General features: G+C 35.8%; 8 protein-coding genes. 2 read left to right on the top strand and 6 right to left on the bottom strand.

The window, feature by feature from the left end; genetic code table 11:
• Nucleotide 1 precedes the first annotated feature (1 nt).
• The 6 genes from QQS35_RS22560 to QQS35_RS22535 form a co-directional block, all read right to left on the bottom strand.
• Nucleotides 2-3,115 carry a glycoside hydrolase family 2 TIM barrel-domain containing protein gene (locus QQS35_RS22560; RefSeq protein WP_285934574.1) on the bottom strand — a complete coding sequence of 1,038 codons (3,114 nt, stop codon included), beginning with the start codon at nt 3,113-3,115 and terminating at the stop codon, nt 2-4.
• A 135-nt stretch (nt 3,116-3,250) separates the two neighbouring features.
• Nucleotides 3,251-4,078, bottom strand: coding sequence for a carbohydrate ABC transporter permease (locus tag QQS35_RS22555; RefSeq protein ID WP_285934519.1), 828 nt, complete (start codon nt 4,076-4,078; stop codon nt 3,251-3,253).
• Complete coding sequence (locus QQS35_RS22550; protein WP_285934573.1) at nt 4,075-4,920, bottom strand: carbohydrate ABC transporter permease; 846 nt, start codon at nt 4,918-4,920, stop codon at nt 4,075-4,077. Before QQS35_RS22550 ends, QQS35_RS22555 begins: the two co-directional genes overlap by 4 nt.
• A 452-nt stretch (nt 4,921-5,372) precedes the next feature.
• The gene (locus QQS35_RS22545) at nt 5,373-6,680 is read right to left on the bottom strand and encodes an ABC transporter substrate-binding protein (protein ID WP_285934518.1); all 1,308 of its coding nucleotides are present in this window, start codon (nt 6,678-6,680) and stop codon (nt 5,373-5,375) included.
• Nucleotides 6,681-6,994: 314 nt separating this feature from the next.
• On the bottom strand, nt 6,995-8,749 hold the full coding sequence (locus QQS35_RS22540) for a sensor histidine kinase (protein ID WP_285934517.1): 1,755 nt from the start codon (nt 8,747-8,749) through the stop codon (nt 6,995-6,997).
• 10 nt (nt 8,750-8,759) lie between these two features.
• Complete coding sequence (locus QQS35_RS22535; protein ID WP_285934516.1) at nt 8,760-10,292, bottom strand: response regulator transcription factor; 1,533 nt, start codon at nt 10,290-10,292, stop codon at nt 8,760-8,762.
• Between the two features lie 512 nt (nt 10,293-10,804).
• Here QQS35_RS22535 and QQS35_RS22530 point away from each other — a divergent pair.
• Nucleotides 10,805-12,013, top strand: a complete 1,209-nt coding sequence (locus QQS35_RS22530; protein ID WP_285934515.1) for a PucR family transcriptional regulator — start codon at nt 10,805-10,807, stop codon at nt 12,011-12,013.
• Between the two features lie 203 nt (nt 12,014-12,216).
• Complete coding sequence (locus QQS35_RS22525) at nt 12,217-13,131, top strand: proline dehydrogenase (protein WP_285934514.1); 915 nt, start codon at nt 12,217-12,219, stop codon at nt 13,129-13,131.
• Nucleotides 13,132-13,184 lie beyond the last annotated feature (53 nt).

Genomic DNA, 13,184 nt, shown 5'->3' with positions numbered 1-13,184 from the left:
TTTATTTCAGACTCGGCTTCATCTTTAAAGTAAACTGGAATGGCCCACTGTATAATCTATACTTATCTAGTACGTCAGGACCACAGCTAGATGATCCAAGTCCATGTTGTTTATGGTCAACTTGTACGGTAATGAAATTTTGCTTAACTAAGTCGTACGTATGCTGCGCTTTTTCGATAGTTTCTAGTGGAAAATATGAAGCGTTAAAATCAACGTGTGGATCACCTATGAATTCGATACCAACACCACTTTCATTCGTTAATGTTGCCCAGTGTACGTCTAGCCTACTTCCATTTTCTTGTGGATAAACGTAAGGTGTATAAAGGTCTTCTACTTTTTTCGACCATACGCCAAAGGCACTTGCTTCCTTGCTATCTATATAAGCCTCGTCTGGTCCACGACCATACCACTTCACATGATCAAACATGGATGGAATTTCCATATTTAGACCGATTCTAGGGAACGTTTCCGGAAGTTTGCCATATGGATCGCCTTTTACATTTACCCTTAGTGAACCAAACGCATCGATTGTGTAGGTGTAAGTTGTTGTAATTCCCCAATTCCATATTGGTGGAGCAACACGAGCAACTACATTTACTTCTACTTGATCGTTTCCTAAAATCTTATAGTTAACCGTATCGATTCGATGCTGTAACCTGTGAAGTCCGTAATTCTTCCATTCTGTAACGGAAGGAACCTCTTTCCAGGGGATCTGTGACCATAAATCATTATCAATAGGCGCACGCCACACGTTTAGCTTTGGTCCAGCCTTAATTAGGTCGATACCTTGATATCTCCATTCTGCCAAACTACCAACAACCTTATCGAATCGAAAGATAAAATTATCCCCTTGTACGATAATACTATTGATAATATCGTCGACTTGTAACGAGATTCCCGAGCAAGCAACTTCCTTCAGTTCAGCCTTTTGGACTGGTAATTTAAACTGACCCCAAGCAACTCGATGCCCCACTTTTGCCCAATCCGTATTCTTTGCAAGCGTAAAATCAATGTTCAACCAAACATCATCTGTTGAACCATGGAACATATTTATGTCGTAACCTAACTCAACTATTTCACTAGAACGTTCCGAAATGTTTCCTATTGGAAGTATCCCATTTTCAACGATTGATTCTCCTGACATAATCGTCCATGTCGCGTGTAGATGCGCTAATGAAATAAAATCATATCGATTTGTAATCTTAACTTTGCCATTTTCCAAATCAACAGCATCGACAATAACAGGCTCGATTATTTTTTTATATTCCATTAGACCTGGTGAAGGTGTACGATCAGCCATTACCAATCCATCAATCACAAAGTTGGAATCGTGTGGATTCTCTCCAAAGTCACCACCGTAAGCAAAGTATTCTTGGCCATCTTCTGTATACTGACGAATACCATGGTCCAACCATTCCCAAACAAAACCACCTTGAAGACGGTCGTGTGTATAGAATGTTTCCCAATACTCTTTTAATCCACCTGGACCGTTACCCATTGCATGCGCATACTCACAAAGGATGTGCGGCTTTTTTAAATCTATTCTTTTCCCTAGTGCGTCCATTACTTCAACTGCTGTGTACATAGTCGTACATATATCAGAAGATTCTGGATCACGCTTTTGATCATAGCCGCTTTCTGTACGTGTGATTGCACGACTTTCACCCTCACAGTGAATAAGTCTTGTATCATCAAATCCTTTTGCCCAAGTCGCCATTGCAACATGGTTTTTCCCAAACCCAGATTCATTTCCTAATGACCACATAATGATTGATGCATGATTTTTGTCACGGTGTACCATACGCTGCATTCGGTCTAAGTAAGCAGCTTTCCATTCTGGGTCATCACTCAATTGATTCCAATTACCAATCACATCAAACCCATGCGTTTCTAAGTCTGCTTCATCAATGACGTATAAACCATAACGGTCACATAAATCATAGAATCTCGGGTCATTGGGATAGTGAGCCGTTCTAACCGCGTTAATATTATGTTGTTTCATTAGTTTAACGTCTTCCATCATCCACTCCAATGGCACCGCCCGTCCTAAATCTGGATGGTGATCGTGGCGGTTCACACCTTTAAGTTTTATTGCAACACCATTTACCCAAAACAAGCCATCCTTTAGTTCGACTGACCTGAAACCGACGCGTGTCGGGATTACTTCAGCTACATCTCCAGCTGCATCTTTTAGCGAAAGTACTAGGCTATATAAATACGGATTTTCCGCAGACCACTTATTTGGCTGTATAACATCAAAAGTTTGAACGATTGTTTGTTTGCTATTAGCTGCAATAGACATAGAAAGTGAGTCTTGTTTAGTTACGGTCGCTCTGCCATTGGCATCTAGTAACTCATAATCTAGCTTGTAGCCATCAACCGCTTTGCTACTACTATTTTCAACAACAGTCTCTATTTGCAGTACCGCATTTTCATTGTTTTTATCTAGGATCGTTTTAACAAAGTAATCTTGTACATGCACTTTAGGCTCCGCTAATAAATATACATCCCGGAAAATACCACTCAACCACCACATATCTTGATCTTCCATGTATGTGGCATCAGACCATTGATAGACTTGAACGGCAACGCTATTTTTCCCTTCTAGAATATAAGGTGTAATATCAAATTCAGAAGGCATTCTACTTCCTTGGCTGTAGCCAACCTTCTGTCCGTTTACCCAAACATAAAATGCGCTATCCACACCTTCAAATTTTAATGTGATATGCTTTTCCATCCAGACTTTTGAGATAAAAAACTCTCTCACGTATGAACCAGTCGGGTTTTCACTTGGAACAAACGGCGGGTCAACCGGAAATGGATAAACCACATTTGTGTACACCGGGTTACCATACCCGTGCATTTGCCAGGAAGATGGGACGTATAAATCATCCCAGTTACTTATGTCATAACCTGTTGTATAGAATTTCTCTGGTGATAGACTTGGGCTAGTCGCATAGTGAAATTTCCAATTTCCATTTAATAATTTAAAAAATGCTGCGTTATCACGCTTGAACGTTAACGCGCTTTGTTTGTCTTTAAACGGAACAAAATGGGCTCGATTCGGTTTACGATTTCGTTGGAGTACATTGACATTTTCCCAGTCATGTTTCATCGTAGGCAACTTTCACCCTCCTATATGTATTAGCAGCTCAGGAATGGTTCTATACCATAACCATTCTTCTGTTCACTAAACTTTAAAGATAGGTACCCGGTCCCACGAATGTGAGACAAGATACCTATTCCCAAATTAACCCTTTACTGATCCCATCATACCGGCTACGAAGTGTTTCTGCATGAAGAAGAATACAGCAGCTGTTGGAAGTGTTGCAAAAACAATTGCCGTCATAATGACACCATAATCCGGTGTATAACCAGAACCAAGGTTTGAAATTAACAATGGAATCGTTAACTTGTCTGGTGATTGTAAAACAACTAATGGCCATAGATAGTTGTTCCAACTATTCATGAATGCAATAATTGCAGCTGCCGCAAAAGTTGTTTTCATCGTAGGTACATAGATACGGAAAAAGATGCCTATTTCACTTAACCCATCCATCCTTCCAGCTTCCACCAATTCTTTCGCAAACATTTTTGTATTTTGCCGGAAGAAAAAGATGAAAAAGGCTGTAACAACTGTAGGTAATAATGCTGCCGCTAATGTATCAATACCTAAGAAAGGCGCTGTCCCAGAAATTTGTCCGAATAAACGGTACAACGGTATCATAATTGCAGCAAATGGAATCATCATCGATATAAGTAGAATACTAAACACTCTATCCTTTCCCGGTGAGCGATAGATTTCAAAGCCATAACCAGCTAAAGAAGCAATTAATAGTGTTAGGAATGTTGTAATTACTGCTATTATGGTTGAGTTAATCATGGCGTTCATGATATCTACTTGACCAAATAATACTTTCAAGTTTTCCAATAAATGCGTACCGGGAAGTAAACGACCTTTGGTAACATCTACGGATTTATTAGTCATACTAACAAGCATCCATAAAAATGGAAATATGGACACTAAAGCTGCAATACTTAGAAACACATAAGTCGCTATTCTCTTTAATTGCTTCATTTTCGATCACCTGCCACTCTAAATTGAATAATAGATAAAATTACAACGAGAATAACAATGACGTAGGATACAGTCGCTGCATATCCAAAGTCTGGTGTATATTCAAATGATAGGTTGTAAATGTACATCGAAATAGAAAGTGTCGCATTTGCTGGACCACCACTTGTAATATTCATAACCTCATCAAATAATTGTAATGTACCAATTGTCGAAACAATAGATGTGAATAAGATAATTGGTTTTAACATTGGAACTGTAATAAAGAAGAACTGCTGGATTGCAGAAGCCCCGTCAATTCTTGCAGCTTCATACATTTGCTTATCAACATTCTGTAATGCTGATAAATAGAAAATCATGTTGTAACCTGTCCATCTCCAAGTAATAGCCATAATAATTGTAAGCTTTGCTAAGAATGGATCTGATAACCAATTTAATGGTTCTGAAACAAGATGTAAATTTAGCAGTAACTCGTTAATTAGACCGTCTACACCAAATAAATATTTAAAGATAACTGCGTATGCAACCAGTGACGTTACACACGGCAAAAAGATTGCTACTCGGAAAAAACCTTTGAATTTCAATGTAGAATCATTTAGTAGAACAGAAAATAATAATGCTAGGACAATCATTACTGGTACTTGAACTAATAGATAAATTAACGTATTGGTCAACGCTGATATAAAAGTTGGGTCATTAAATAGCCTCATGTAGTTCTCTAAACCTACATATTCAAGGTTAGTACCCATCCCAGACTGAAATGAAAGAAGAAGTGCTTGTATCATAGGATAAAAGTAAAATAACGATATTCCTACTACCGCCAGAACAATAAACAACCAACCCATATAATTTTTCTTAAAACGTTGAGCGAATGTCTTTTTATTTAATGGATTTTCTACATTCGTAACTTTTGTCAATTGACTCATGTTTCCATTCCTCCTTACTCATGAGAAAGACTCGGCTTTATAAGGAAGATGATTCCCCCTGAAAATGAATCGTTTCTAGAATCCCCTCATTTTAAAAATAACGTGTTTTCAAATTTGCCGATGATTCTCTTTTTAGGTCATTGACAAGACATGTTTAGATACAAAGCCTAAGGTAATAGCGCTGTTTTGGCATCGTGTACTACTCATCCAAGTTTCAGGCTTCTCCTTAGGCTAATTAATATTAATTACTTTAATCAATTTCATAATACCTATTTCAGCGCCATCCATAACAATATGTAGTTGGATAAAAACATTTCCAAACTATATTTCGTTATAGATGGGTGTTTAAGGTAATTATGAAATTGATTCACTTATTTTAATTGTGATTCTGCTTGAGCTTGAGCATCTGCAAGTACATCTTCTAAAGCTTTGCCTTTTAGATAATTTTGCACTTCAGCAGCTATGATATCCTCGATTGCATACGTGTTTAAGCCCATATTTACCGGAGGAACATCAGCCATCCATTCAGAGAAATCTTTTACAATTGCTTGCCCACCAAAGAATTCATTTGGAGTAGCATAAACTTCACTACTTGAAGCTGGTTTATACGTACCAATTGCACCTACTTCAGTTACTAAGTCTTCGTAGAATGGCGTGCTTGAGCCGAACGTTTCACCTAAAAATTCAGCAGCTTTTTCTTTTCCATCAACATTTAGCACATACCATGAGCTACCACCTTGGTTAGACGCTTGTTCTGCCCCTTCAATGTCTAAACGAGGAGTCGGAGCAACTGCCCATTTCCCTGATTGAGATTCTTCAGCTTCAACACTAGCAGCAATCCAGTTACCAACAGGAACAGTTGCCACATCACCACTATTGAATGCTGCAAGGAACTGGCTCCAGTCAGAGTTAGCTTTCACCATGTCAGCTTCCATGATTGCTTTATAGTTTTGCAAAGCCTTTTTCAAAGGTTCATTGTCTACTAGATTTACCGTTGTTCCATCATTCTCCACGTACCATGCACCAGCCGTTTGCATCATAACTCGTAAAAGACCTAAGTCGTTTGGATCTAGAGAAATGAAATCTTTACCCGTTTTCTCTTTTACATCTTTACCGATTTCAATGTATTTTTCCCACGTAATATTAGTTAAATCATCCGTTGTATAGCCAGCTTCTTCAAGGTAGTCTGTCCGGAAGAATAATCCCGTTACACCTGTATCAAATGGTAAACCATACTGTTTTCCGTCAAAACTAGTAGATTCCAATTTATACGCTGCAAAGTCATCCGTGTTGAAATAGTCATCGATTGGGAAGAAAGCATCTGGATATGCTTGCAAGAAACTTTGCGCACGTTGATCTTCAATTAATACAATGTTAGGCATTCCTTTCATCGTTCCTGAACTTAATCCAGTATTTAATTTTTGAACGATATCCTCTTGCGCATTTTCTATAATGTCTAATTCCAAGTCACCTTCATAATGCTCTTTCGCAATGTTTAGAGCTGCAATATTAAAATTTACATCCCATGCCCAAGCTGTAATTGATGTTGTTTCATCCCCTGAAGCCTTATCACCTGAGCTAGAATCATTATCACCTGAACTTTCAGAACCCTCACCACTACAGGCAGCTAGAAAAAGAATAGATAAAACCGTTAACACTAAAAACCATTGTTTTTTCATTAAGAAAAACCCCCTCTTTTTTATAAAACACTTAATTGAAAGCGTTATCATAACGCTTGATTTAATCATAACACCGAATCAAATGGGACTGTTAGAACGATATTTAGAAAATAATTTGAATATTTTTAGACATTTATGTAAGCGTTAACAATATGAATTGTACTATATTTAGAAATTGGAATATCTTTAGATTTTCAATTGTCATTTCTTTGTATGCCTGGCTCCTCACGTTCTAAAAAGGAAATCCACTACTACTTAAACAAAGCCTTAAAGTAAAACAAGGGATAAAAACTAACACTCGTACGATTTGAGTGTTAGTTTTTCTTAATTAGAGGCAAGTTAATTTTTACTTTAGTTCCTTTTCCTAGCTCACTTGTTATCTCTACCCCGTATTCTTTACCATATAATAACTGTATTCGTTCATGTACATTTCGCACACCGATGCCACTAAATAATTGACGTTTCTCTTTAAAATAAGGTGATTTTTTTTCAGCCATTCCGTCTCCACTATCGATGACTTCACATATAAGATTATTATCCTTTTGGGCAATCAATAGTTGAATATATCCATTCTTTTTATTAGTGAACGCGTGAAAAAAAGCATTTTCGATAAATGGCTGAATGATTAACTTCGGCAAATGATAGTCCACACAATCTGGAGAGATGAGGTAGTTAACCTTAATTCGATCACCATATCTCGTCTGATTAATTAGGACATAGTTTTTCATATTAACAATCTCTTGTTCAACGGTAATTGTCTCATCCACATTTCCTAAAGCATTTTGCAACAAAGAAATGAGAGCGTCCATCGTATCAAAGGCGGATTCTTTCTTGCCTTCTTTTACTAAAAATTTAATCGAAGTTAACGTATTATAAAGAAAGTGTGGATTGATTTGATGCTGCAATGCTTCTAATTCCGCTTTTCGTTGTTTTCGCTGTGTTTTCATTAATATATTCACATATTCGTGTAACTCATTGAGCATATAATTAAATGAACTTGCAATTTTTCTGGCCTCATAGCCCCCGTTCACTTGGACAGGCTTACTAAAATCGTACCTAGCCATATTAGAAATTTGATTAACTAATTTACTTAACGACACCGTCATTCTTCTTGATATAATAAAAACCACAAACACAGCAATGATAACAATTCCAATACTAATAAAAACTATTTCTCTCGTATCAACTAAATTATCCATCACTAAATCCTTGTCAATCAAATTAACAATGTATAGGTCAAGGGCAGGTAAATACTCTGATAACATCAAATAATCTTTTTCGAATACGTTAATTTCTTTATACTCTAAATTTTCGTCTGAAATTTCGTTCGTATAATTTAACAAATTCTGTGCATTTTCCCCTATCATTTCTCGTTGATTGCTGGAAATAATCCTCCCATCACTATTCATCACTAACACATTGTTTCCCTGACTTGTATAGCCTTCATAAAATTCTCTAAAATTTTGTTCACGGATTGGAACATACAAATAGCCATAGATATTCCCTGTCGATCTTTCAGTAAGAGCTTTTGTTGCCACAATCATTGGGACTCCAAGCGTCACTTCTGATGAATCAAACTGATATAATATTTGATTTGGATTTTCACTTGTCTTAATCGTCATTGGGTGATTGACTAACGTTTCCGCAGCAATTGGCCAATTGGAATATTTCATGTTAAATAAATGAGAATTAACTCCTAATAAAATCAGGTTTGCATCATTAGGATTATCATAATAGATACGTTCCATTTGCTGTTTTATCGCATAGAACGATGTATTCATCTCTACGGAGTTTCCATCTTCTTTTGTCAAACCCTCTTTAATCGTTCCATTATTCTGAACATCAATCCATGTAACAATAACAGAGTAATTAAAAGCTTCGAACCGTTGTTTAATTTGACTGATTACCTTCGTATTGGTAATACTGAATGTTTCCATAAAAAGATTACTAGACATGCGAATTGTGCTAAAAGTAATCAAGACAGATACGGACACAATACTTATAACCATCACCAGAAACATTTTCACAAATAAGTTGTTTTTTTTAATAAACGTTAGCATTTTTGCCATAAGGTTACCCTCAATTCATTGAAGATGCTTCTTTTCGATAATTACTTGGGGACATTCCCGCTATCCGCTTAAACACTTTACAAAAGTAACTTGGATCTGAATACCCAACCATTTCACTTACTGTTGCTATTGATATTGTACCGGATTTCAAAATAAGCTTGGCTTTATCAATTCTCACCTGATTCAAATACTCACTAAAGCCTTCTCTATGATGGGTACTAAAATAACTAGATAAATACGATGCATTAAAATGAAAATGGTTCGCTAATGTCGTTAGGGAAAGTGGCTCTGAATAATAATCGTCAATATATTGTAGCAATAACTGCATTTTCGTTGGACTTTCCTCATTATCTTTTAAAACAATTTTATTAACTTCTGATAAAAAATCATAGAAATGAAAAAGTGCAGAACTTGCATGTTTTGCTTCATTAATATTAGTAAAATAATCATACTTCTTTGACTCAATGTCTGCCGTGTCGTATTTCATATTTCCTAACAGAACAATAATATTAAAAATAATGTTCTCCAACCATGACTTATATTCAAATATATCTTTTGTATAGTTACTCGCCAAAGAATCTACATGCTCTGTTAAATATTGCATCGCAACACTAAATTGCTTATGCTTGAAAAAATCAATAAATTGGTTTAAATCAAAATGTTTACTATCTTCTACTACTTCAGGCAAATCATCGTACATGATTAATTTTCTATCTTGTAGATAAAAGAAATAATTTTTCATCCGAAGAAGGTTTTCTTCATATATTTCTTTTAATTGGGAAATGGAAGAAAAAGGCTTACTGATAATCCATTGACTTTCATAATCAGAATCGTTGTATTTCTTTCCCAGTTCTGAAACTGCTAGTTTAATAGAAGTTAACTGGTTTGGCTCAAAATTAACAATATATATGATAGCGTTTTCATAATTTGGAATAGAATACATCTCCATTGACTCCATATGCTTTGCCATTTGATCTTTTATTTCCTTGTAAGTTAAGACCTTTTCTTTATCTTCAGTCCTACATACAGCTACTATTATAAATTGGCTATATGGAAAAGCTGAGGCAAGTGTGGTTTCACCTTTCATTAAAGTGTAACCTTTTATACTTTTTTTCAAGAGTTCTTCTACCGAAGCTGGTTGATGTTTTGATTCATTGTTAGCTCTGTCAGGGGCAATTTTTCGCAACGTATTTATTAACTCTTCTCCATTTAGCTTTGGTTTTAATATATAATCGGCGACACCATTTTGAAAAGTGGAACGAACATAATCAAAGTTTTCGAAGCTGCTTAATACCAGGATTTCAATCGTAGGGTACTTGGCTTTAACTTCTTTAACAAACTCAATACCATCCATGCCAGGCATAACAATATCAGTAATAATAATGTGAGGTTGACTTTGTTCAATTAACTGTAGTGCCTCCTTTCCGTTTCCTGCTTCTCCAGCAATTTGAAAGCCTTCTTCCTCCCAGTTGATGTAGTTAATAATCCCTTGTCTAATAAGCATCTCATCATCAACGATTAGTACTTTCCATGGTACATTCATATCGTCCCTCCTCGTTCACTTTAACTCTATCAGATATAAACCTCCATATACAGTTTTGGAATAGGTTCCTTATTAGTTTTACCCACTGTATTAGAATAGGAACTCCTAGTCAATTGCATTTTTCAGGTGTCCTAATCTCGGTTCAACTATGCCAAATAATTTTATATTTGATTTTATTATACAAAAAAACGTTACATAACTCTAGAAAGGTTTGCTTATTAATATATCACATTTACTTTTTGGAGGGAATGGTAACAATTAAGGACATGCCTAAACTAATTTTAATTGAAAGAAGAACAACGAACCAGTCATCGAATTTCCTCCAGTTCCTAATCCATGGTTATAAAAGCGTTTAGGTGCTATATAATTAATAGTACAAACAGAGTCCTTCACCTAAACCTACTACTTTACCTTATCAAATATTACAAGCCTTACATCGGCAAGGTCCATACTCGCATCTGCGAAAGGGGCTTCTTTTGATAACCAAACTTCTATTAAATGGAGGCGATTCTTTGAAAATAACATCAAAATATGACCAACATAACATGTCGTTACTTGATTTAGTTGAATTCTTAGAGGAACGCACTCAAAATCCAGTACTATTAGAAACAACAGATTTTGAGCTTATTACTTATAGTGGAAACTATCAACTCCTTGATGATGTTCGCAAAAATACAATCCTTGACAAAAAAGCTCCCCTGTATATTATTGATTGCTTAACGGAAGAAAAAGTAGTCGAAACAATTGAATCTTCTCATGAACCAATCCGGTTACCTTGCATTCCAAAAATTGATTTTACAGAGCGCGTTGTATTTTGTATTCGAGAAGAGAATATATCGATAGCCTATTTATGGGTACAAGAAGCAAATCGTAAACTGACTGAAGAAGACTTTAATATAATTACCTCAGTTGGTGAGGAAATAGCAATAAAAATGAAACAAGACCATCGTCCTGCTAAATCCACGGATCAACGTCTTCTCACTAAACTGCTCGAGGGGCAATATACAAGTGAGAAAATGCTGCTTTTTGAAGCAGAGATGTCTGGAATCACTCTTCCGCTAGAATTTGTAATAATCATCTTTTATGTACCTGAAAATAAACTATTGAATCGTTTACTTAAGTACATTCGCTCCTATTGTTTTTATGAGAACGAATATTCCATGTTCGTCAAAAATGAAAATCATGTAACCCTTCTGATGGGAAGAGGAGAAAAGATGGAGGAAGATTTGTATTCTATGGCGGATCGCCTTATTGAAAAAAACGTGAAACAGAAAAATAACGCAAACGCGATTTTCTTTGGAATCAGTAATAAATCTAGAAATCTATTAGAATTGCATTCTCACTATCACGAAGCATTGGAAGTCATCAACATACACAAATCATTTAGGGAGCCGAACATCTCCTATTACTATCCTAAGCTAGGAATTTATAGTCTATTACCTAGCATTCAGGAAAAATATACAAAAGAAGGTTACATCAATACTATTATTTCTGACTTAGAAAGATATGATTTGGCCAATCACACCGCATTACTTCCCACGTTAGAAAAATACATTACCTTAAACTGTAAAGGTGTAGAAACTGCAGAGGCACTTTTTATCCATCCAAACACACTAAGCTATCGCTTAAAGAAAGTTGTGCTTTTAACGAATATTGACTTCGATGACATGAACATGCGAACTACACTTTATATTGATTTATTATTACAAAGCTATAAATAATCAACAAATGTTTAGAATGCCATACCATCCCCTACTGAAATCAAAACTACATTCGACCTTATTATTGTAGGTAGAACACAAATCTTTTTCAAAAATATTGGGCTTATCCAACGATATAAACATATACTCCATTTAATAAGATGAATAGTAAGATATGCCCTCTCGTTTATTAAGGTTGTGAAATGATTTGGAGGAAGAGGCCAATGGAATCAATCATGCGAAACTTTTTTCTATTTCTAGGTAAAAGCAAAGCAGTTAATACGTTTGCCAAAAAGTTTGGGCACAAACTTGGCGCAAGTAAATTTGTGGCTGGGGAAACGTTACAACATGCAATTGAAACTGCTTCAAGGTTAAACAAAGATGGCAGAGTTGTCACGCTTGATCATTTAGGTGAATTTGTTTCCACTCAACAAGACGCAAACGCTTCAGCACAAATGATATTAAAAACATTGGATGCTATCCACGACTCTCAAGTAGAGTCCCATCTTTCTTTAAAAATGACATCTTTAGGCTTAGATATTCATAAAGATGTTTGTCTAAAGCATATGTATGACATCTTAGAACGAGCAAAAAAATATAACATCTTTGTTCGAATCGATATGGAGGATTTTGCCCATTGCCAAGTTACCTTAGATATTTTCAAAGAGCTACTCACGCATTATGACAATGTAGGATCAGTTATTCAAGCCTATCTTTACCGGGCTGAAGATGACATAAAAGAACTTGATGCTTACCATCCAAACCTCCGCCTCGTTAAAGGTGCTTATAAGGAATCGGACAAGGTTGCTTTTCCAGACAAGCAGGACGTCGATACAAACTTCAATAAGATTATTAAACTTCACTTACAAAACGGAAACTATACCGCTATTGCAACACATGATGAAAAGGTGATTCAGCAGGCAAAACAATATGTAGACGAAAAAAATATTTCAAGTGATCAATTTGAATTTCAATTGTTATATGGAATTTGTGAAGATCTTCAAAAACAGCTAGTTAAGGAAGGATTCAAGGTTCGTGTTTATGTTCCATTCGGTGTCGATTGGTTTGGATATTTTATGAGACGTTTGGCTGAAAGACCAGCAAATGTCTGGTTCGTACTTAAAAACATGTTTAAGTAATGTGTATAAAAAATGCGCATAACTGCTTATAAACAAAGAAAAACAAGGAGGAA

The sequence above is a fragment of the Aquibacillus rhizosphaerae genome (assembly GCF_030282825.1).
GTDB classification, from domain to species: domain Bacteria; phylum Bacillota; class Bacilli; order Bacillales; family Amphibacillaceae; genus Aquibacillus_C; species Aquibacillus_C rhizosphaerae.
This window is presented reverse-complemented; position numbering and strand designations above follow the sequence as displayed.

What these genes read in the sequence shown, in the direction of transcription:
- QQS35_RS22560 (WP_285934574.1), bottom strand. Translation starts at nt 3,115, where the DNA reads ATGAAACATGACTGGGAAAATGTCAATGTACTCCAACGAAATCGTAAA.
- QQS35_RS22555 (WP_285934519.1), bottom strand. Translation starts at nt 4,078, where the DNA reads ATGAAGCAATTAAAGAGAATAGCGACTTATGTGTTTCTAAGTATTGCA.
- QQS35_RS22550 (WP_285934573.1), bottom strand. Translation starts at nt 4,920, where the DNA reads ATGGGTTGGTTGTTTATTGTTCTGGCGGTAGTAGGAATATCGTTATTT.
- QQS35_RS22545 (WP_285934518.1), bottom strand. Translation starts at nt 6,680, where the DNA reads ATGAAAAAACAATGGTTTTTAGTGTTAACGGTTTTATCTATTCTTTTT.
- QQS35_RS22540 (WP_285934517.1), bottom strand. Translation starts at nt 8,749, where the DNA reads ATGGCAAAAATGCTAACGTTTATTAAAAAAAACAACTTATTTGTGAAA.
- QQS35_RS22535 (WP_285934516.1), bottom strand. Translation starts at nt 10,292, where the DNA reads ATGAATGTACCATGGAAAGTACTAATCGTTGATGATGAGATGCTTATT.
- QQS35_RS22525 (WP_285934514.1), top strand. Translation starts at nt 12,217, where the DNA reads ATGGAATCAATCATGCGAAACTTTTTTCTATTTCTAGGTAAAAGCAAA.